General features: G+C 63.1%; 18 protein-coding genes and 1 pseudogene. 10 read left to right on the top strand and 9 right to left on the bottom strand.

Annotated elements, in window-relative coordinates; genetic code table 11:
* The 3 genes and pseudogenes from FNA46_RS02065 to FNA46_RS02055 form a co-directional block, all read left to right on the top strand.
* Positions 1–222: pseudogene (locus FNA46_RS02065) on the top strand (mandelate racemase/muconate lactonizing enzyme family protein); the annotation flags it as partial.
* A 9-nt stretch (positions 223–231) separates the two neighbouring features.
* On the top strand, positions 232–1419 hold the full coding sequence (locus FNA46_RS02060; protein ID WP_142880679.1) for a galactarate dehydratase: 1188 nt from the start codon (positions 232–234) through the stop codon (positions 1417–1419).
* A complete protein-coding gene (locus FNA46_RS02055; protein ID WP_142880678.1) occupies positions 1406–2323 on the top strand; it encodes an aldose epimerase family protein in 918 nt (305 codons plus the stop codon). Before FNA46_RS02060 ends, FNA46_RS02055 begins: the two co-directional genes overlap by 14 nt.
* 173 nt (positions 2324–2496) lie before the next feature.
* Here FNA46_RS02055 and FNA46_RS02050 read toward each other — a convergent pair whose 3' ends face one another.
* Complete coding sequence (locus tag FNA46_RS02050) at positions 2497–3549, bottom strand: substrate-binding domain-containing protein (protein ID WP_185969689.1); 1053 nt, start codon at positions 3547–3549, stop codon at positions 2497–2499.
* A gap of 373 nt (positions 3550–3922) precedes the next feature.
* Here FNA46_RS02050 and FNA46_RS02045 point away from each other — a divergent pair, with 373 nt between their 5' ends.
* From FNA46_RS02045 to FNA46_RS02015, 7 genes are all read left to right on the top strand, one after another.
* Positions 3923–5401 carry a sugar ABC transporter ATP-binding protein gene (locus FNA46_RS02045; RefSeq protein ID WP_142880677.1) on the top strand — a complete coding sequence of 493 codons (1479 nt, stop codon included), beginning with the start codon at positions 3923–3925 and terminating at the stop codon, positions 5399–5401.
* Positions 5398–6435, top strand: coding sequence for an ABC transporter permease (locus FNA46_RS02040; protein WP_142880676.1), 1038 nt, complete (start codon positions 5398–5400; stop codon positions 6433–6435). Before FNA46_RS02045 ends, FNA46_RS02040 begins: the two co-directional genes overlap by 4 nt.
* Before the next feature lie 32 nt (positions 6436–6467).
* Positions 6468–7511 (top strand): substrate-binding domain-containing protein, encoded by a 1044-nt coding sequence (locus FNA46_RS02035; RefSeq protein WP_142880675.1) that lies wholly within the window; start codon positions 6468–6470, stop codon positions 7509–7511.
* Between the two features lie 75 nt (positions 7512–7586).
* A complete protein-coding gene (locus FNA46_RS02030; protein WP_142880674.1) occupies positions 7587–8840 on the top strand; it encodes an LVIVD repeat-containing protein in 1254 nt (417 codons plus the stop codon).
* Between the two features lie 185 nt (positions 8841–9025).
* Positions 9026–10432, top strand: a complete 1407-nt coding sequence (locus FNA46_RS02025) for an LLM class flavin-dependent oxidoreductase (RefSeq protein WP_142880673.1) — start codon at positions 9026–9028, stop codon at positions 10430–10432.
* Positions 10433–10462: 30 nt separating this feature from the next.
* Positions 10463–11731 (top strand): SfnB family sulfur acquisition oxidoreductase, encoded by a 1269-nt coding sequence (locus FNA46_RS02020; RefSeq protein ID WP_142880672.1) that lies wholly within the window; start codon positions 10463–10465, stop codon positions 11729–11731.
* An 8-nt stretch (positions 11732–11739) separates the two neighbouring features.
* On the top strand, positions 11740–13002 hold the full coding sequence (locus FNA46_RS02015; RefSeq protein WP_142880671.1) for an SfnB family sulfur acquisition oxidoreductase: 1263 nt from the start codon (positions 11740–11742) through the stop codon (positions 13000–13002).
* Positions 13003–13147: 145 nt separating this feature from the next.
* On the opposite strand, the gene FNA46_RS02010 is transcribed toward FNA46_RS02015, so the two are convergent.
* From FNA46_RS02010 to FNA46_RS01975, 8 genes are all read right to left on the bottom strand, one after another.
* Positions 13148–14011: a VOC family protein gene (locus tag FNA46_RS02010; protein WP_142880670.1), complete on the bottom strand. Its 864-nt coding sequence runs from the start codon at positions 14009–14011 to the stop codon at positions 13148–13150.
* A gap of 89 nt (positions 14012–14100) precedes the next feature.
* Positions 14101–14703 (bottom strand): alkylhydroperoxidase domain protein, encoded by a 603-nt coding sequence (locus FNA46_RS02005; RefSeq protein ID WP_142880669.1) that lies wholly within the window; start codon positions 14701–14703, stop codon positions 14101–14103.
* Positions 14704–14716: 13 nt separating this feature from the next.
* Positions 14717–15316 (bottom strand): CMD domain protein, encoded by a 600-nt coding sequence (locus FNA46_RS02000; RefSeq protein WP_142880668.1) that lies wholly within the window; start codon positions 15314–15316, stop codon positions 14717–14719.
* Between the two features lie 21 nt (positions 15317–15337).
* A complete protein-coding gene (locus FNA46_RS01995) occupies positions 15338–16375 on the bottom strand; it encodes a putative FMN-dependent luciferase-like monooxygenase (RefSeq protein ID WP_142880667.1) in 1038 nt (345 codons plus the stop codon).
* On the bottom strand, positions 16372–18021 hold the full coding sequence (locus tag FNA46_RS01990) for a dipeptide ABC transporter ATP-binding protein (RefSeq protein WP_142880666.1): 1650 nt from the start codon (positions 18019–18021) through the stop codon (positions 16372–16374). The genes FNA46_RS01995 and FNA46_RS01990 overlap by 4 nt, the downstream gene beginning before the upstream one ends.
* Complete coding sequence (locus tag FNA46_RS01985) at positions 18018–18890, bottom strand: ABC transporter permease (protein WP_142880665.1); 873 nt, start codon at positions 18888–18890, stop codon at positions 18018–18020. The genes FNA46_RS01990 and FNA46_RS01985 overlap by 4 nt, the downstream gene beginning before the upstream one ends.
* Positions 18887–19831, bottom strand: a complete 945-nt coding sequence (locus FNA46_RS01980) for an ABC transporter permease (RefSeq protein ID WP_142880664.1) — start codon at positions 19829–19831, stop codon at positions 18887–18889. The genes FNA46_RS01985 and FNA46_RS01980 overlap by 4 nt, the downstream gene beginning before the upstream one ends.
* 58 nt (positions 19832–19889) lie before the next feature.
* The gene (locus FNA46_RS01975; protein WP_142880663.1) at positions 19890–21518 is read right to left on the bottom strand and encodes a TIGR04028 family ABC transporter substrate-binding protein; all 1629 of its coding nucleotides are present in this window, start codon (positions 21516–21518) and stop codon (positions 19890–19892) included.
* Positions 21519–21872 lie beyond the last annotated feature (354 nt).

Raw genomic sequence — 21872 nt, 5'->3', positions numbered from 1 at the left:
ACCATCGCGCTGCACGGGGTGCGGCACGATGGTTTCCTGACCGTTCCGGATGCGCCCGGTCTCGGCTGCGATATCGATGAAGAGTTCGTGGCGCGCTTCCCGAGCGAGGGCAATCTCTCCGTGCCCGTGCAGGAGAGCGCCAATTCCTACAATCCCGGCACCTATGGCGAACGTCTCTATGTTCAGACGCGCCTGCAGCGCCGCACCTATTTCAGTGCATGAGGCAGGGACATGAAGATTGACCGCATGCGGGTCTACGTCACGCGCGACAAGGATCGTCCGCGCGTGATCGTTGCCCTCGACACCGATGATGGCCTGACCGGTTGGGGCGAATGCTACAATCACGGCCCGGATCTCGCGCTGCCGCCGCTGCTCGATTACCTCTACGGCTTTGTTGCCGGGCAGGACCCGACGCGGGTGGAATACCTCGTCAACCTGCTCATCCAGCAATGCCGCTTTCCGCCGGGCGCTCTGGGACTTGCTGCCATCTCCGCCATCGACCACTGCCTCTGGGATCTGGCGGCGAAGGCCGTTAACGTGCCGGTCTACAAGCTGCTGGGTGGCGCGGTACGCGACAGGATCCGCGTTTATGCCGGCGTCTACACGGCGCCGGATGCACCGGCAGCGAGAGACGAGTTCGACCGCCTGAACGAGGAATGGGGCTTCACCGCCTTCAAGCTCAGCCCCTGGCGTATCGACATCCACACCCATCGCTGGGGCGAGGTCATCCGCTCCTCGGCCGACTATTTCCGCTCCCTTCGGGAAACCGTGCGCGCGGATTACGAGATCGCCTTCGATGCCCATGCCAAGATTTTCGAACCGGCGGCCGCACGCCAGCTCGGCAATGCGCTGGCAGCCTATGACCCGCTGTTCTTCGAGGAGCCGCTCCGACCGGAAAACATCGAGGCCTGGGGCGACCTGAAACAGGGGCTCAACTGCACGCTCGCCACGGGGGAATCCCTCTACAGCCGCTTCGAATTCCTGCGCCTGCTGCAGGTGAAGGGCGCCGACTGGATTCAGCCGGATATCTGCGTCGTGGGCGGAATTTCGGAAATGCGCAAGATCGCCGTTCTGGCGGAGGCGCATTTCGTCAGCATGGCCCCGCACAACCCGATGGGGCCGCTGGCGACGGCGGTCAACGTTCACTTTGCTGCGGCGACGCAGAACTTCCGCATTCTCGAATACCGCCTGCCCAGGGGCCAGTGTTACGTCTATGGCGGCACGCAGGTGGAAAGCCGCGAGGACGAGACCCGCTACGTCGTGGATCCCTACCTGCCGAAGGATGGCTATCTTGAGTTGAGGCCTGAGCGTGCGGGCTGGGGCGTCGAGATGGACGAAAAGGCGATGCAGGACGACGGCTACGTGCATTGGCAGCGACGCGTGCCGAAGCGGCCCGACGGTTCCTATGCCTTTGCCTGATGCGCAGGGGCCCGCGGATCTGGAGATCGGAGCAGGCGGCTTTGTCGCAGCCTTTCGTCCAGGCGCAGGGGGACGCATGAGCCGTCTGGTGCATCCGGCTATCGGTGACGTTGTCGTGCCGATGGACACCCGGAGTTTTGCTCCGTTCGACTGGCCAAAGGCAGGGGCCTATCCCCTGTTTCCCTTCCATAACCGCGTGATCGATGGTGTTGTTGCGTTTGAGGGATGTGAATATCGGATTGCGCCACATCCGGCCCTGGCGCCGGACGCTATCCATGGCCCCGCCCATCGACGGCCGTGGACCGCCGTAGAGCACAGTGCCGACAGCCTGTCGCTGGAACTGGCACATCAAGCCGATGCGGACTGGCCTTTCGATTTTACTGCGCAGCAGCATTTTGCGATCGCCCCGGATCGGCTCCTGGTCACCTTGCGTCTGCGCAACAATGGTCAGGGCAATATGCCGGGTGGGCTCGGCTGGCATCCCTATTTCCGGGCCGCTACGGACCAAAGAGCGGAAACGGATGCGTCTCTTGCCTTTCCCCTTGATGGCAAAGACCTTCCGACAGCTTCAGAGGCAATCCCGCGGCCCCCGGGCGCGCTGCCGGCCGCCACGGCCTATACCATCCATCTCGCCGGGTGGCAGACTGCGAGAATAGACATGGCAACAGGGTGGGAGGTTGAAGTGAAAGCCCTTGAGGGGGTGCCGCATCTGTCTGTCCACCGGATGAAGGATTACATCTGCATTGAGCCGGTCTCCCACAGAGCCGGGGTTCTCGGCGACCCGGAAAATGCAATCCGTCATGGATTCGGCATGCTGACGCCAGGGCAGATGATCGAGGGCAGGTTTGCGATCATCGTGCAGCCGGCACGTCGTGAGGCGATAGCGGCCTGCGCTGGCTGCTGATGACGCTCAGTGCGCTTACCGGTGAGCGATCTGCATGCTGGCGATCAAACATTTTGGAACGCGCGCGGTGTAACCCCCGCGACCTCATCCGGAGGCGTGATCCGGACGGCGAGGGCGGAATGATCCAGTCTCCGCCCTCGCCGTCGTGTGCGCTCGTGCCGGGGAGGATCGGCTCAGAACGCAGCAGATGGAATCCAGCTGGCGGTCACCGCCGTGCTGGTTGAAAAGGCGGGAATCTTCTTCGCCAGTTCCTCGATGGTGTTGACGCCCGCTTCACGAAGATCCTTCTGCGTCACGAGAACGGGATCGACGACGATCTGGTGCGGCACGCTTTCACCGGCCAGTTGAAGGGCGGCAGCCCGGATGGAGACGGCGCCCACCACGGCCGGATTGGTGGCGGCGGTCGCGACCCAGGGGCTGCCCTTTTCGGTGATTTCCTGGATATCGGCCGTCGAGATGTCAGCGGAATAGATCTTCACCTTGTCGGCGATGCCGAGATCGTTGACGGCCAGCTTCACACCGCGGGCAAATTCGTCATAGGGCGCAAAGACCACCGTTATGTCGGGATTGGCGCGGAAGACGGCCTTTGCCTGATCGGCGGTGGCGGTCGCCGTCGTATCGCTGACAGTGCCGAAGCGCGCCGTCTCTGTAATACCCTTGTTTTCCGCCTTCACCTTTTCCCAGATCTCGTTACGGCGGTCGAGCGGCGCAAATCCCGCGACATAGACGTAACCGGCCTTGAAGCTGGTACCATTATCCTTCAGCGCCTGCTGCAGCGTCAGTTCCGCCAGCCTGTGGTCGCTCTGTTCGACCTGCGGGATTTTTGGATTGTTGAGGTTGACGTCGAAAGCCACCACCTTGATGCCCTTGTCGAGCGCCTGCTGCACCACGTCGGAGAGCGCTTCCGGCTGTCCGTGGTCGATCACGATCGCCTTGGCGCCCAGATTGATTGCCTGCAGGATCTGTTCCCGCTGCTCGGCCGCATTCTGCCGGCCGGGGAAAATCTGGAGATCGACGCCCAGCGCCTTGGCCTGCGACTGCGCCCCGGCCTGGTAGGCCTGGAAGAAGTCGCCGGCGGAAATGTAGCTGATGAGCGCGATCTTCACGCCCCCCTTGTCGAACGGCGCGGGCGCCCCGGTCAATCCGGCCGCCATGACCGGTGATGCTGCCAGAAGCGCGAGTGCCGCGCCCGCAGGGGACTTCAATGCGTGGAAAAGCGATGTCATGGAATGATCCCTTGTGAGGCGTCTGTCTGGGGACATGCCCGATCGAGACGCGAAAACCGGCTATGCCGCTCTGTCCTCAGCGGCGCCCCTATTAATCCATAGTTTTTATAGATTAATGAGTGCGGATTGTTGCGTCTTGGTGAGGCAAGGCGGGTTTTCTTGCTCAGAAGCCGATGGCTCAGGAGAAAATCTGGCTATCGTCAAGTCATGGCTTGCTGTGGTTGCGCGAGCGCCGGCATTACGCGCGACGAAAACGGGCAAGCGTCTGAAATGAGAAATCTTTTCTACAGTTTCGCTTTGGCAGGCAAGTCGCGTTCTTGAACGTAAGCCTGTTGCGATTACCACTCAGCACGCATCAATCACAGGCCGCGCCATGTCTCTTATCGAGATCGAAAATATTCACCGATCCTTCGGCTCCACCCGGGCCTTGGCCGGGGCGTCTCTAGGCATCGGGCGGGGCGAAATCGTCGCGCTGATGGGGGCGAACGGCGCCGGCAAATCGACGCTGGTGAAGATCCTGTCCGGCGTCCAGACGTCAGATAGCGGATCGATCCGCATGAACGGACGGGCTTATGCGCCGCAGACACCGGCAGCGGCAGCGGCTCTCGGCGTCGTCACCGTGCATCAGTCGACGGATCTGGTCGGCATCCCGGATCTGACGGTTGCGGATGCGCTGCTGCTCAACCATTTCGTCGATGGCCGCCAACCCTTCTTCCTCACGCGCCGCAGTGTTCGCCGGACCGCTGCAACGATCCTCAGCGAGGCGGGTTTCGATCTGCCGCTTGAGCGCCGGTTTTCGGAACTCGGGCCTGCGGACCGGCAGTTGATCGCGATTGCGCGCGCTCTCTCCATGAAGGCGCAGCTGCTGATCCTTGACGAACCGACCGCCAGCCTTTCGACGGAAGAGGCAGGCCGCCTGTACCAGACCGTGCTTGGCCTGAAAGCAAGGGGGATTTCGGTTCTCTACATCTCGCACCGGACGGCCGACATCGCGGCACTGGCCGACCGCGCCGTCGTACTGCGCGGCGGCAGGGATGTGGCCACCTTCACGCGACCGATCGATTTCGATGAGGCGATTGCGGCGATGATCGGCAGGCCGCTCAACGCGGCACGTCCGCAAGCGAGGGCTTCATGCGGCCGGGTCGTGCTGGAGCTGCGGGCGGTGCAACTGCATCGTCGTGCCCAACCCTTCGACCTTCAGGTGCGGGAGGGCGAGGTTGTCGCCATTACCGGCGTGCTGGGGGCCGGCAAGAGCCGCCTGTTGTCCGCGCTGTTTGGCACGCATCATCTTGCCGGCGGCGAGGTGTTGCTGGATGGGCGCGTCTATGCACCGCGCGATCCGGCCGACGCGATTGCCGCGGGCGTCGTGATGGCCGCCGAGGACCGGCATCGCTCCTCCCTGATGCCGCGCGACTGGCCGGGAGAGACGATCGCGGCCACCATCAGCCTGCCGCACCTGCCGCGCTGGTATCCAAAGGGCTTGATGCTGTCCGGCCGGGAGACGCGGGAAGCCGGCAAGGCCATCTCTCGCCTCGGCATCAAGGCGCAATCGCCGGGACAATCCATCTGGGCGCTCTCGGGCGGCAACCAGCAGAAGGTGGTTCTGGCGCGCTGGGAAGCGGAGCCAAGCCGTCTCCTGCTGCTGGACGAGCCTTTCCAGGGGGTGGATGTCGGCGCGCGCCAGGACATCATCGCCGCCATCCGTGCCGACCGCAGCCGCGCCACCCTGATTGCCACATCCGATACCGAGGAGGCCCTCGAGGTCGCGGATCGGGTTCTGGTGATGGACCACCATAGCCTCAGACCGGAACATCAAGGCAGTGCGCCTGCACTGCTGGAGGAACATGCATGAGCGAGATCAGCCAGGGTGAGGCCGTCGCGGCCTCCTATCATCGATCCACGGGCGACGTGTTGAAGGATATCGTCCGCCGCGGTGCTGTTTTCCTGCTGCTCGCGGCTCTGTTCGTGCTGTTCACCGCGGCACAGCCGGCCTTTCTGACGCTCAACAATCTGATGAGCGTGCTGCAGGCCGTCTCCGTCGTGGCGATCATCGGCGCCGGCGTCACGGTGACGCTGGCGATCGGCGGCTTCGATCTCTCGGTCGGCGCGGTGGCGGCCTCCAGCGTCATGGCGGCCAGCTATGCGATGATCGTGCTCGGCTTTTCCGCATGGCAGACCGTGCCGCTGGTGCTGGCCTTTGGCGCACTGGTCGGGCTCGTCAACGCCTTCCTGATCGTCAAACTGAAGGTGCCGGATCTGCTGGCGACCCTTGCGACCATGTTCCTGCTGACCGGCCTGCAACTCATCCCGACGGCCGGACGCTCCATCTCCGTCGGCCTGATCCTGCCGGATGGGACGACGGCCACCGGCAAATATGATCCCGCCTTCCTGCTGATCGGCCGTTCCAGCCTGTTCGGAACGGTGCCGCTGCCGGTCATCCTGATGGTTCTGGTGGCCATCGCCCTTTACGTGCTCACGGAACACACGCGGTTTGGCCGCCTTCTCTTCGCGACCGGTGGCAACGAGATCGCGACCCGGCTGGCCGGCGGCAACACGGCCCGCATCCGCACCATTGCCTATGTCCTCTCCGGAACCCTGGCGGCGCTGGGCGGCATCATTGTCGCCGCCCGTGTCGGGCGCGGCGATGTCTCGTCGGGCGCGTCGCTTCTGATGGATTCGGTGGCCGCCTCGCTGATCGGCTTTGCGGTCTTGAGCCTCAAGCGCCCGAACGTGCTCGGCACCACGGTCGGCGCGGTCTTCGTCGGCGTGCTTCTCAACGGGCTCACCATGCTGAACGCGCCCTATTATACGCAGGATTTCATCAAGGGCGCGGTGCTTGTCGGGGCCCTGGCGCTCACTTACGGCTTCAGCCGCGCCCGCACGTAAACACATTCCTTTTCACAGCTATGGGGACATCCATGAACAGACTGATCAAGACTTTTGCCGCCGCCGTGATCGGCGGAAGCTTCCTCGCCCAGGCAGCCATGGCGGCGGGCATTGCCGGTGCGCCGGCGCCTTTCGACAAGCGTCAGGTGAACATTGCCGTCGTCAGCTTCCTCGGCAGCGGCGACTGGCTGCAGGCTTTCGAAGCCGGCGTGAAGCGTCAGGCCGATGCGCTCGGCGTAAAGCTGACCGTCTCGCAGGCGCGCAACGACAACGAGACGCAGCGCAATCTGGTCGAGCAGGCCATCAATCTCGGCGTCGATGGCATCATCATCAACAATGGCCGTCCCGAAGTGCTGAAGGACGTCGCCCAGAAGGCGCTCGACAAGGGCATCAAGGTCGTCGCCTATGACGTCAACCTCGACAATCCCAAGATTGCCCAGATCGAGCAGAGCGACAAGGACATGGCGACGCTCGTTCTCGATCAGGCGATCAAGGACAAGGGCGATGGCTTTACCGGCGGTGCCGTCTACGTGGCCGGCTTTGCGCCGCTTGACCGTCGCTATGCCGTCTGGAAGGATTATGTCGCCAAGCATAACCTGAAGGAAAAGGCCGTCTGGGGCGTGGTCAACGATACCGTTCCGGCCTCTGTCGCCGACCAGACCAAGGCTGTGCTGCGCGCCAACCCGGATATTTCCGTGATCTTTACCCCCTGGGACGAGTTTGCCAAGGGCGTGAAGCTCGCCATCGACGAGCTTGGCGTTGCAAGCAAGGTGAAGATCTACGGCGTCGATACCTCCACCGCCGACATCCAGCTGATGATCGAGCCGGACAGTGCCTGGGTCGCAACGGCGGCCACCAATGCTGCGGTCGTGGGCGAAGTGTCCGTCCGCGCCGTTTCGCTGGATATCGCCGGCCAGTTCCCGGGCCAGTCGGTGCTGCTGAAGCCGACGCTGATTACCCGCGACGATCTCACCAGGAACTCCATCGGCACGATCGAGGATCTGCAGAAGAAGTTCCCGGCCTTCCAGAAGAGCGATGCCGCAACGGCGAGCTGGATTCCGGCCGCCAAGAACTGACCACCGCGAACCGAGCCCTCAGCACCGCCTCGCGGAGAGGCGGTGCGTCTTCATAACCGCGATACGAGAAACGTCATGGCCCAGACCGAATTGCCGACCCCCGATTATGCCCGCAACATGAAACTGATCGGCCATAGCGATATCGGCGGCCGTGGCGATGGCCTGCAACTGATGGTGCATCGCGGCCATGCCTATGTGGCGCATCCCTGGTCGCAAGGCTTCTCCATCGTGGATGTGCGCGATCCGGCCCACCCGAAGACCGTGAATTACGTGCAGGCGCCGGCCAATACCTGGAACATCCACCTGCAGACCCATGGCGATCTGCTGCTGGTCATCAACGCGCTGGATCTTTTCGCGGACGTGGACACCTTCACCGACGAGAAGGCTTATTATACCAAGTCGGTCGGCGAGACGGTGGCCGCGACGAAGCGGGAACGGGCCTGGACGGCCGGCATGACGGTCTACGATATTTCCGTGCCGGATCGTCCCCGCAAGATCGGCCAGCTGGATGTGGAGGGCGTCGGCTTCCATCGCCTGTGGTATGTCGGCGGACGCTATGCCTATGCCTCCGCTTTGCTGGATGGCTTCTCCGACTATATCTTCGTCACCATCGACATGGCGGACCCGACGAAGCCGGAACTGGTCGGCCGCTGGTGGTTGCCGGGGATGAACCGCGCAGCAGGCGAAGAGCCGAACTGGGGCGAGGGGCGCCGCTATGCACTTCACCATGCTTTGGTTCACGGCAACACTGCCTATGCCTGCTGGCGCGATGGCGGGCTGACGCTCATCGACATTACCGATCATGCGGCGCCGAAGTTGATCAAGCACCACAACTGGTGCCCCCCTTACGGCGGCGGCACCCATTCGCCGCTGCCGCTTCCCGGTCGCGATCTGCTGGTGGTGGCGGACGAAGCCGTGCTCGACAACGAGGAGGATGGCCGCAAGCACACCTGGGTCTTCGATATCCGCGTGCCGGAAAACCCGATCAGCATCTCGACCTTCCCGATCCCGAACGAAGCGGATTATGTCACGAAGGGCGGTCACTTCGGCCCGCACAACCTGCATGAGAACCGCCCGGGCAGCTTCCAGTCGGAAACCCTGATCTTCGCCACCTGGCAGAATGCCGGCATTCGCGCCTTCGACATTTCCGATCCCTATCATCCGGTCGAGACCGGCGCGCTCGTCCCGGCCGGGCCGACCGTCATGACGGATCGCCGCCCCGGCCGGCCCAAGGTCATCCAGTCCGCCGATGTGTTCGTCGATGCGAAGGGGCTGATCTACGCGACCGATTACAATGCCGGGCTGGAAATCATCGAATACGGCGGATGACAACACCACGGCCGTGATCTGGAAAAGGGGAGGGGCTCGGAGAGCCATTCCCTGTTTCCCCGGTCCGCGCGTCCGGCGCAAAAATCTTCCTCCCCTTCGGCGCTGATTAATCTACTTTTCCTATAGACTTATTATTTTTCTGGCATGCTCTCTTCATCCGGCCCTTGGCCGGCGTGGAGAGAGAAATGACAAAGACGATTCATTTCAACGCCTTCGACATGAACTGCGTTGGCCACCAGTCCCCCGGCCTTTGGGCCCATCCGCGGGACAGATCGTGGAAATACAAGGATCTCGACTATTGGCAGGACCTGGCGCGAACCCTTGAACGCGGTATTTTCGATGGCATCTTCATCGCCGATGTGATCGGCTACTACGACGTCTACAAGGGCAACAACTACCACGCGATCCATCAGGCAGCGCAGATCCCGGTCAATGATCCGATCCAGCTTGCCGCGCCGATTGCGCTGGCAACCGAACATCTCGGCATCGGCATTACCGCGTCGACCTCCTTCGAGCATCCCTACACCTTCGCGCGCCGTCTGGCGACGGCCGACCACCATACCAAGGGCCGCATCGGCTGGAACATCGTGACCTCCTATCTCGAAAGCGGGGCCAAGAATGTCGGCCAGACGGGCCTGCAGCGGCACGACAATCGCTACGAGATCGCCAACGAATATCTGGAGGTGATCTACAAGCTGCTGGAAGGCTCCTGGGAGGAAGGCGCGGTCGTGCGCGATCGCGACGCCCGGGTGTTCACCATTCCGGAAAAGGTGCACGAGATCGGCCATCACGGGAAACATTTCCACGTGCCGGGTTATGCGTTGACCGAACCTTCGCCGCAGAGGACGCCGGTTCTCTATCAGGCGGGCGCTTCTGGCCCGGGCAAGAAATTCGCAGCCGACCATGCCGAATGCGTGTTCGTCGCGGCCCAGACCAAGACCATCCTGCGCAATTACATCCGCGATATCGAGGACCGTTTGCTGGTGGCCGGCCGTTCGCGGGCCGACATCCGCATCTACAACCTTCTGACGGTCATCGTGGACGAAACGGACGAGAAGGCGCGCGACCGGTTCCGCGACTATCTCGATTACGTCTCCTATGATGGGGCTCTTACCTTCATGTCCGGCTGGACCGGTGTCGATTTCTCCCGATACGCACCGGAGGATCTGGTGCGCAAGGTGGAGACGAACGCGATCCATTCCGCCATCGAAAGCCTTTCGGAAGGTGATCCGAACAAGCGCTGGACCATTCGCGAACTGGCGGAATGGGGCGGTATCGGTGGCATGGGTCCGGTGGTCGTCGGTTCTGCCAAGACGGTTGCGGACGAATTGCAGGCCTGGGTGGAGGAGACCGGTGTGGACGGCTTCAACCTTGCCTATGCGGTCACGCCGGAAACCTTCGAAAGCATCGTGGACCTCCTTGTGCCGGAACTGCAGCAGCGCGGCGTCTACCCCAAGGCTTACAGGCCGGGCACCCTGCGGGAAAAGCTGTTCGGCAAGGGGCCTTACCTCTCCGAATCCCATCCCGCCAATCGCTATCGCGACATTGAAGCGGTGAAGCGTGCGCAGGCACTGCTTCCCACCGGCAGCTGACGATCACATCACAACAACAGGATTTCGACCATGGGCACGCTTCCCGAGACGAAGATCGACTATTCGGTCCATCCCCGCGTCAATTCCACCGATCCCATTCCACCGCGGCCACGGCCCTCTGAGCCGGCGCATGTCATCCGCAGTGATGCGGAGGCGATCGAGATTGCCGAAAGACTGGCCGAACGGTTCAAGCTGGGCGCCGCCCTCAGGGACAGGGAAGGCCTGCTGCCGATTGCGGAGCTGGATGAGTATTCGCAAAGCGGCCTCTGGAGCATCAATGTACCGAAGGCCTATGGCGGGCCGGAGGTTTCCTATGCGACGCTGGCGAAGGTCATCTCCATCATCGCCGCCGCCGATCCGGCCATTGCGCAGATCACCCAGAACCACCTGGCGATCGTTGCCACCGTCGATCTCGACGGCACCGAGGAACAGAAGCAACTTTTCTTCGGCTGGGCGCTGGCCGGCCTGCGATACGGCAACGCCTTCTCCGAATTGAAGAGCAAGAACGTCGCGACCTTCGAGACCAAGGTGCGTTTTGAAGGCGATGACGTGATCGTCAGTGGCGAGAAATTTTACACCACGGGCGCCCTTCTCTCGCATTTTGTTCCGATCGTTGGTGTCGACGAGACCGGCCAGGGCCATCTCGTCTTTGCCGAACGGGATGCTCCGGGCCTGACGGTTACCAACAACTGGTCGAGCTTTGGTCAGCGCACCACGGCATCCGGATCGGTCAAGATCGATGAGGTACGTTTGCCGCGCGTGCGGGCACTGACGGTGACCTCCTTCGACCACCCGACCGTGGGCGGCCCGGTCTCGCAGATCATCCAGTCGGCCATTGATGCAGGGATCGCCAGAGGCACGATCGAGGATACGATCGCCTTCATCAAAACCTATAGCCGCCCTTGGATCGACAGTGGCAAGGAAACGGCCGGCGAGGATCTTTTCACCATCGCAGCAGTTGGCGATCTGAAAATCCGGCTGCACGCCGCCGAAGCCCTGCTGGAGATCGCCGGTCGCGCGATTGATGCGGCACGCGCCAACACGACGCTGGAGACCGTGTCAGAAGCCACCATCAAGACCGGTGAATCCAAGGTGCTGACGACGGAAATCGCCATTCTGGCGGCCAACAAGCTGTTCGAGCTGGCAGGCACGCGCTCCACGCTTGCCGAGCACAATCTCGATCGCCACTGGCGCAATGCCCGCGTCCACACGCTGCACGATCCGGTGCGCTGGAAGTTCTTCCATGTCGGCAATTATTATCTGAACGGCGTGCATCCGCCGCGTCACGCCTGGAATTGAGGCCGGCCATGACCAGCGATGATCGCACACTGCACCGTCAGGCGGCCCTGGTTGCGGGACGCCCGGCACCTCACATCGCCCCACGCCGCCAGCCGGCCCACCGCATTTCCAGCGATGCCGAAGCCATAGCCATTGCGCATGATCTGGCCAAGGATTTTGCTGCTGGTGCGGTGGCGCGCGATCGGGAGCGAAAGCTGCCGATTGCCGAGATCGAACGCTTTTCGCAGTCCGGTCTTTGGGCGATCACCGTGCCGAAGGACTATGGTGGCGCAGGTGTTTCCACCGCTACCCTTGCCGAGGTGACGGCGATCATCTCGGCAGCCGATTCCTCCATCGGCCAGATCCCGCAGAACCATTTCTATATGGTCGAGGCCCTGCGGCTGGCGGGAACGGAAGAGCAGAAGGCGCATTACTTCGGCCGCATTCTGGATGGCGACCGGCTGGGCAACGCCTTCACCGAGATCGGCACCCGGACGCCCGTGGATTTCAAGACGCGGATCGTCGCACGGGATGGAAAACTGCTGCTGAACGGACAGAAGTTCTATGCCACCGGATCGCTCTTTGCGCATATTGTCGTGGCTGTCGCGAAGGATGACCGGGAACGCGTGCAGATCGTCTTCATCGATCGCGCCACGCCGGGTCTGGCGCTGATCGATGACTGGAGCTCGTTCGGCCAGAGGTCGACCGGAAGCGGTACGGTGACCTTTGACGATGTCGAGGTTTCACCCTTTCAGGTGGTGGATCATGACGTTGTCTTCGAGCGCCCGACGCCGATGGGGCCGCTCGCGCAGATCGTCCATGCGGCCGTGCAGGTGGGGATCGCACGCGGCGCGCTGGCCGAGACGATTTCCTATGTCAGGGCCTATGCGCGTCCGTTCTTCGAACTCGACATCGAGCATGGTTATGAGGATCCGCACAGCATTCACACCGTCGGCGACGTCTCGATCCGCGTGCATGCCGCAAATGCACTGCTCGTCCGGGCTGGTCATCTGCTGGATGCGGCGACGGCAGAGCCCAATGACCGGACCGTCGCCGCGGCTTCCATTGCCGTTGCAGAGGTGAAGGCTTATGGCACAGAGGCCGCGCAGCTTGCCGCCAACAAGCTGATCGAACTTGGCGGAGCCCGTTCCACGCTGGAGGCCTACGGGCTCGACAGGTTCTGGCGCAATGCCCGCACCCATTCGCTGCACGATCCGGTGCGATGGAAGTATCACCATATCGGCAACTACTATCTCAATGGGCTGCTGCCCCCGAGGCATGGAGCCATTTGAGGCGGCCGCTGGGGCGTAAGCGGCTCACCCTTGCCTGTGTGCTACTGCGGTGGCAGGGCATCCTTTGATGCATCCCGCCCGTCGCCCGAGGAACCGATCACAGGCAAGGCGCGACAGGCGGTATGCGCTATCATTGCGGCGCGTCTCAGCCGTGAACGAATTCCAGAACGACGCCGCTCGTATACTGTGGTTTCACAAGGATGCTGCCGCGTTCGGTTGTCACAAAGGGAATATCGCCTGCCGCAAGCGCCGACTTCGTGTCATCGAGATGACGGGAGAAAAGGCGAAGCGCGGCATAGCCGCCGTTTGGCTGGACGATCACGTCGAGACTGGGAAAAAGGCTGGAAAAGGCCTGGGGATCGTAGAATTCAAGCGAGGCGGACTGATCGCCGGTGGCAACCCGGTGGCCGCCGTCCAGTGCGTCGACGGCTCCCTTTGCGTAGAAGCGTGCATAAGCCTGCGCCGTGGCCTGCGGATCGGCCACGACCGCAATGATGGCGGAAAGCCCCTGTGCGCCATTGGCATGGTCCTGCAGTTCCGGCCGCCAGACCATGTCCGGGGTCTGCTGCTCGCAGAGGAAGAAATGGCCGACGGGCACCTGTGCGGCATCGAACACCAGCGTCCGGAAGGCGGCGATGCCGGAGCCGCCCTCTGGCAGGGGGAGGGGACGCGAGAAGGCGCTGACGTCGCCGGTTTCGATGCCCAATGCCCTCAGGGCCGGCTTCGCCGCATCGGCGCTCAGCGTGCGGTTGGCGACCGCCAGCAGACCCTCGCCCTGTTGGGCAAGACGCTGGCGTTGCGCAACGTTGGCAGGCGTTTCGGCGACCACGCCGAGCAGTTCGAGATAGTCATGCCGGAAGATGATGGTGTGGTTGGCTGTTCCCTTCTCTGCACTGTGCAGGCCGCGCGGGGAGAGCGTAAAGCCCAGCCGGCGATAGGCTTCGGCGCTCTGATCAAGATCGTTGACCAGCAGGAACGTGTGGTCGATGCCAAGAACCGGATGGGTCACGGTGAACTCCTTCATTGGGTACAGAATGGCGCCCACCAGCTTGCGGCTTGTGCCTGCAAGCTGGCAATTCTTTTTCGGGCTGTGAGAGATTACTGTGCCGGCGTCGGCTCGCCCAGCGACAGCATCAGACGGTTGGCCCAGTTGAAGAAGGCGCCCCCGTGGATGACGTCGGAAATCTCCTCGTTCGAAAGGCCGGCCGTGCGCAGTCGCTCCACATGGTCAGATCCGAAGGACGGCGGCGTCGCGGTCAATGCCACCGTGGCCGCAACAATGGCATTCCAGCGCTCGCCAAGATCGGCGGATACGCCGTCATCCAGCAGTTTCTGCACTTCGGCCTTGTGGTCCGAATGGTGCGAGGCGAAGCGCGAATGCACCGAGGCGCAGAAGATGCAGCCATTGGCGCGGGAGGCCGCAGTCGCCGCCAGCTCGCGTTCCGCCCGCGGCAGGCCATCCGCCACGTTGTAGAAGATGTCCTTGTCTGTCTTCGTGCGGGCTTCCAGAATGTCCGGATCGCGCACCAGAAGCGCGAAGTAGGGAGATTGCGCGCGGGCTCTGTCCACCAGCGCCTCATAATGGCGCTCGGTCAGTTCGTCCGCCGTCAGCGGCTGAAGCCAGGGCGTCCAGCCGATCTGCGCTTGGGTGAACACGTTCGGAACATTCTCCACCTGCGGCTCGATGATCGTTTCGGTCATGATGTCTCTCCGGTCAGGCGGCATTGAGGACCTTCAGACCCGCGATGACGCGGATCTGGAAGGCAAGGAAGGCGACGAGTTGCGACGCGGTGACGATGGATGTCGTGTTCCATCCGGCCGCCAGCAGCTTTGACAGTGCCTCGGGCTTAGCATCGCGCGGGTGGAGCACCAGCAGATGGGCGTGTTCCAGGAGTGTGGAAAGCTTTTCACCGAGCACGGCGCGTTCCGCATCTGCCACCTGGAAGATCAGGCCGTCCCGGTTTTCGCGCAAGAGCGGCCCGGCTGGATAATGCCCGTAGGGTCCGTTCGTCAGGCCAGCGGCTGCGGCCTGTTCCACCGCGACCCGAAGCGCCGTTCCGTTCGCCTGCTCATTGAGGTGGTCCGCATAGAAAGCGGAAATCGCTGCCTGCCCGTGCAGGATCGAGACGAAGGCGGCAAGCGCGAAGCGATCGGACAGGGGGAAATCGCCGGCATCGGCGGGCGCAAAAAGCGCGACCCAGCTTGCCTGTGCGCCTTCTCTGGTCACCGGGCGCCGCGCGCGGAGGACGGCACCTGCCGAGCCGGATGCGATCCCTGCCAGATGGTCGATGATATCGGGAATGGTCGTGGTCATGCCTGTTGCTTTCTTCGCTGCTTACTCTGCCGCAATACGGGTGGGCGCCGTGTCCGGGGTCCAGCCGAGAGCCGGCGCGACCTCTGCCGCGATCAGTTCTATGGAGCGCAGGATGTATTCGTGCGGCGGATCGATCGAATGGACCTGGAAAACAAGGTCGGTGGTGCGCGCAAGGGCGCTATCGGCCTTCAGGGTGGCGATCACGTCGTCCGGCGTTCCCACATGGCTGTCGAGCGCCTTGATCAGATCCTCCAGGCTGCGGCCCGGGATGCGGTGCCCGGCCGCGGCGAAGCGATCGGCCACGCGGGTCAATCCCGCTTCGGCCAGCTTCAGCGCCTGCTTGCGGTCATCGGCCACGAAGAGGCTGCGCGAGCCGAGAATGCGGGGCGCGCGGCCGGCGGGAAGAGCGGCGAGATAGGCATCGATCATCGGGTTCTGAAGCGCGTCCAGCCGTGCATCGTGATTGTCAGCCGGGCGCGGCTGCGTGCGTGACAGCATCAGGCCGTCCCCCTTTTCGCCCGCAAGCTTCGCGCCATTGGCCGAGAAGGTCGCAAGCCAGATGCGATCGAGAAGATGCGGCGCCTTGGGATAGAGCCGGTTGCCGGCGCCGAGATCCTCTCCGGCCCAGGCCCTGCGGACGATGCCGAGATATTCGGCATAAACCTCGCCGCGCCTCTCCGGTGAAATGCCGAAGGCCTCGAAGGATTCGCGCGTCCCGCCAGTGCCGAAGCCGACGTCCAGGCGGCCGCCGGAGAGGAGATCGACAACCGCCGTATCCTCCGCGACGCGCAGCGGATTTTCCATAGGGAGCGTGATGACGCCGGTCCCCAGGCGGATGCGGGAGGTGTTTGCCGCCACATGCGCCAGAAACACGGCCGGGGAGGGGAGGCCGCCTTCATCGGCATGGAAATGGTGCTGGGCGATCCAGGCGCTGTCGAAGCCATGTGCTTCGGCGTGGACGATCTGCGCCTCCGCCAGACGGTATCGCTCGCCTGGCCCCGTATCGTCCAGAAGCCGGGTAAAGAAGCCAAGTCGTTTTTTCGTCGGATGTTCGCTCATGATCCCTGTCCGGCTGTCTGTGCTGCGAGGTGGAGGTGATGCGGAAACGTGCGACCGGGCACGGCCTCGATCAGTTCGCGGGTATAGTCGCTGGCGGGGCTCTCGAAGATCTGCGCCACCGGGCCGTAATCCACCTGTCGGCCGTTCTGCAGGACGGAGACGGTGTCGGCGATCTGGCGCACGACGGCGAGATCGTGCGAGACGAAGATGTAGGTCAGGCCGAGATCCCGCTGCAATTCACCAAGCAGCGCAAGGATCTGCGCCTGCACGGTGACATCGAGGGCGGAGACGGCTTCATCCAGCACCACGACCTCCGGCTCCAGAATAAGCGCCCGCGCAATCGCGACCCGCTGTCGCTGGCCGCCGGACAGCGCATGGGGCAGGCGGGAAAGCACGGATGTCGGCAGGCCGACCCGCTCGATGATGGCCTCGACACGCTGCGAGCGCTCCGCCTTTGGCAGCGGATCGAAGTTCAGAAGCGGCTCTTCCACGATGGAAAAGATCGTCTGCCTCGGATCGAGCGACCCCCAGGGGTTCTGGTAGACCAGCTGGATCTTGCGGCGGAACGGCCGAAGCGTGCGAGAGCTCAAGCCAGCGACATCGGTGTCGCCGACATGGATCGTCCCGCCGGTTGCCTTCTGGAAGCCGGCGATCGCCCGGATCGTCGTCGTCTTGCCCGAGCCGCTTTCGCCGACGATGGCATGCGTGGTGCCTTTGCGCACGGTAAAGGAGACATTGTCCACCGCGCGGAAGCGGCGTCCGCCGGGCAGGCCGAAATCCAGGCTCAGCCCTTCGACCGTGACCAGAGGCTTGCTATTGGCATCAATCGCCGGGCGGGCTGACCTGACGGCCAGCGAGGGCGCGTCGGAGAGCAGCTTGCGGGTATAGGCGCTTTGCGGGGTAGCGAGCACCTCGGCTGTCGGTCCCTGTTCCTGAATGCGGCCGTTCTGCAGCACCACCAGGCGATCCGAACGGTCTGCCGCCACGCCGAGGTCGTGGGTCACCAGAAGAAGCGAGGTGCCGTATGCGCGCCGCAGGTCGTCGATCAGGTCGAGAATGCGACGCTGCACGGTCACATCAAGAGCCGAGGTCGGCTCGTCGGCGATGATGAGCGCCGGTTTCAGCGCAATGGCGATGGCGATCAGCACACGCTGCTTCATGCCGCCTGACAGTTCGTGCGGATACTGCTTCGCCCGCAGCTCCGGTTCGGACAGACCCACCTGCGTGAGCAATTCGATCACCCGCCGGTCTGCCTCTGCCCGGTTGAGGCGGCCATGGATCTCCAGGATTTCGCGCACCTGAGCGCCGACCGAGAGCACCGGATTGAGCGAATTCGACGGATCCTGCGGAATAAGGCTGACCACAGGTCCCCGGATGCCGCGCAGGCGCTTTTCGGTCCAGCGGGAGATATCCTCTCCATTGAGATGGATCGAGCCGGCATCGATGTGCCCAGAGCCCGACAGAAGCCCGAGGACGGATTGCGCCGTCGTGGTCTTGCCGGAACCGCTTTCTCCCACAAGCGCCAGCACCTCGCCGGGGGCGACCGAAAAGGAGACATCATGGACCACACGTGTCCGCGCCTCGCCCTCGCCATAGGAGATGCTGAGATTGCGGATCTCCAGAATGGGTGTCGTGTTCGCGCTCATCGGCCCCTCCCGATCGACTGGCTGATGCGGTTGGCGGAAAGCACGACGGCGACGACCACGAAGCCGGGGGCGGCTGTCAGCCACCAGGCCGTGGCGAGATAGTTGCGGCCCTCGGCGATCAGCAGGCCCCATTCCGGTGTGGGCGGGGGCGCGCCATAGCCCAGGAAGCCGAGCGTCGAGAGCTGCAGGATCGCCCACCCAAACTGCACGGCCGTGTAGGCAATCACCGACGTCAGCGAATTCGGCAGGATATGCCGCCGCAGCACGTTCCAGAATGTGCCGCCGCTACCGAAGGCGGCTTCGACGTAATCCGCCCTGCGTACCCGCACCACCTCCGAACGCATCAGGCGGGCAAAGCCGGCGATCGCCGTTGCACCGACCGCGATGGCGGCGTTCAGCGTTCCAAAGCCCAGCAGGATAATGATGCTGAGCGAGAGCAGGAGCGTCGGAACCGACAGCAGCACATCGACGAACCGCATGATGACGGCGTCGATCCGTCCGCCGATCGCACCAGCAAACAGGCCAAGTCCGGTTCCGACCACGAGGCCGACGGTGACCGCTGCGACGGCCCCGGACAGCGAATGCACCGCGCCGTGAACGATGCGGGCAAACAGGTCGCGGCCGAGCGAATCCGTGCCCAGCAGATGCAGCGCGGAGGGCGGCTTCAACTGGCCGCCCGGTACGCCTTCGATCGGATTGTAGATGGTGAACAGACCGGGCGCGATGGCCCAGAGCAGCGCCGTGCCGAGGATCAGCCAGGCCAGCACCAGTCCGAAGGAGATGTGGCTGAGCCGGAAAGTCCGTCTTGCTGGTTCTTTCGCAGCGGTGCGTGCGGGCAAAAGACCGGCGGAGGTTTCAAGGGTGGTCATGCTGTGGCTCCGCTTGGTGTTCTCAGGCGCGGGTCGAGGATGGGGTAGAGCAGATCGACCAGCAGGTTGATCGTGACGAAGGCGGCGGCCGAGATCACCACGACGGCCTGCAGGACGGAAAGGTCCTGGTTGCCGACGGCCTTTTCCGTCAGCACGCCGATGCCGTTGAGGCCGAAGACCGTTTCCGTGACCACCGCACCGGCAATCAGTTCGCCGAACAGCACGCCGGCGATGGTGAGCGCCGGCAGGATCGCGTTGCCCGCCACATGGCGCCACAGGATCCGTCTCTGCGTCGCTCCCTTGGCAACGGCAACGGCAATGAACGGCCGCGTTCGGATTTCATCGATGCTGCGGATCAGGATCTGCGCCAGGGGGGCTGCGATCGGCACCGACAGGGTCGCGACCGGGAGAACGAGACTTTCCCAGGGGCCGGGATTGATGACCGACACCAGCTTCAGGCGGAAGGAGAAGATCTGGATCAGCATGATGCCGAGCCAGAAGACGGGCACCGAGACGAACAGCGAGGGGATCGATTGAACGAGGTTGCGCAGCCAGGCAAAGGGCGCGAGGGACGACAAGGCCGCGATCAGCACAGCAAGGCCGACGGCGGCGGCAAAACCGAGCGCGGCGAGCATCAAGGTGGGCGGCAGATTGACAGCAAGCTGGGCCGAAACCGGTACGCCCGCCTGGATGGAGTAGCCGAAGTCACCCTTCAGGAAATTGGCGAGCGTCTTCAGATACTGCGTAAGCAGCGTGCCGTCGACGGCATAGGCTTCCCGAATCGCCTGGATCTGTTCCGGGCTCAAGCCGTAGTCCGGGTTGAGGAACTTGATGAGAACGGCATCGCCCGGCATGGCCTGCAGCAGGAGGAAGGAGAGCGTGAAGGCTGCCCACAGCACCAGCAATGCCTGTCCGATCCGGCTCAGTATATAGCGCGTCATCCGCGGGTCTCCCTCGAAAGGTCAGCGACGGCGTGTCTCCGCGCCGTCGCCCGGGCCATTACTTGGCCAGCCAGACGTTGTAGAAGCTCGGGCGGCCGACGGCCTCGAAAGCAATGCCCTTCACATAGGGCGCTCCGGCAAAGGCCTGCGGTTCCTCGAAGATCGGGATGGCATAGGCCTGCTCCAGCAGATAGGCCTGCGCATCGGCAACGGCCTGCAGACGTTTCTGTTTGTCGGGCTGAGAGGCGATCTCTTCCAGAATACCGTTCAGTTTGTCATCGACGAAGGACTGGATCTTGTCGCTGCCGCCGCCCTTCTGGCGCAGTGCGTCGCGGTTCTTCGGATAGAACTGGCTTTTGATGACGTCCGGATCGGCGCGGCCGACCATGGCGGGCGAGACCGATGTCTTCTGCGGATCGAGATCATCGACGGTGCGGCTGCCGGCATCCCCGGCCAGTACGTTGAGCTTCACGCCGACTTTCGCCCATTGCTGGGCGATCAGCTGGAGCGTCGCGCGATTTTGCGGCTGCGGCAGGGATTCGTAGGCCGTCAGCACCAGCTTCTTGCCGTCCTTGGCCCGCGTCCCGTCCGGTCCCGCCACGTAACCTGCCTCGTCCAGCAGTTGCCTTGCCTTGTCGAGATCGAAGCCGAGATCGGCGGAATGGTCCTTGTAGCCGATCGCCGTGGAGGCGATGACAGAGGTCGCCACCGGATAGTTCTTGGAAAACAGCGTGGAAACGATTTCCTTGCGATTGGTCGCGAGGCTGAGCGCCTTGCGCACCCGCACATCCGCCACCAGCTGGTTGTCCGGGCGGAAGACGATGCTGTTGTTCACGCCGCGCGTGCTGGGCGCATAGATCTTGAAGCCCTGGCCCTCGACCTGCGGTTCGTCATAGGCCTGAACCTGGCGGATGAAATCGGCCTGTCCCGCCAGCAGCGCGCCGATGCGCACGCTGTCTTCGCCGGTCACGATGTATTTGATGCCGTCGAGATAGGCGCGGCCCTGATGCTCGAATTTCGCCGGTCCCCAGTTGTAATCCGGCCTGGCCTTCAGCGTCAGTTCCTTGCCAAGCGTTTCGCTTGCCACCACGAAGGGGCCCGAGCCGATGATCTTGGTGGCATCGCCCAGCTGATCGAACGGCAGGGCCAGCGTCTTCAAGGACACGAGGCCGGAGCCGATGACGGCGGTGCCTTGCAGGAAGCCCGGCGAAGGCTTCTTGAAGTAGAATTTCACGGTCAGCGGATCGATCACTTCGCTGCGGTCGTAATTGTTGACCACCTCGGACACCGGATATTTCAGCGTCTTGTCGCCAAGGCCGAAAATGTCGAAGTTCTTCGCGACCGCCGCCGCATCAAGTGGCGAGCCGTCTGAGAAGGTTACGCCGGGACGCAGCTTGAAGGTATATTGCGTTGCATCCGCATTGACCTCCCAGGATTGTGCAAGCCACGGCTCGATCTCGAGTGTCTGCGGGTTCTGGTAGGTCAGCTTGTCGGTGATCTGGTTGAGGATACCGCCGTTCGGATAGAAGCCGCCCGCCGGAGGATACAGGTTGGTATGGGCCTGCTGCTCGAGGTAGACGAGCGTGCCACCCTGGACGGGTGTATCAGCGGCGGCCGCGATGGCGGAAAGGCTGACGGCGGCAGCCAGCGCGAAGACGGGAGCAAGCAAATGTTTGCGGAGGGTCATTTCGGATTTTCCAGCGGTGTTGGACTGGAAACAAGGGTACAGTTTTGCGCAGTATCTTCAATAATTTCTAGTGATTTAGTATTCTATTTTCGCTCCTGAACGAGGCAAGTTCCTCCTCCCTGGATGGTCCTCGCCGAAAAGATGTGCCGCGCCCTTTTCGCCAACTGCCCCTTTCAGGATACGGGGTGTGAGGTTGAGGCTGAGGCTGATGGAGTCGGGGGCATAGAGATGACTCACCAACCTTCATCGGAGTCAAACCCGTCACATAAGTCGCCCGGCAGGCGGGAGAGACCGGCGGGAGGAGGCTCAACGGTGCACCGGCCTGCACCACTCCATGGGGCATAATCTCTCGAC

Origin of the sequence: Affinirhizobium straminoryzae, assembly GCF_007004135.1 — a bacterium.
Lineage (GTDB): Bacteria > Pseudomonadota > Alphaproteobacteria > Rhizobiales > Rhizobiaceae > Neorhizobium > Neorhizobium straminoryzae.
Note: the sequence above shows the minus strand (reverse complement) of the source record. Positions and strands in the feature narration are given on the sequence as shown.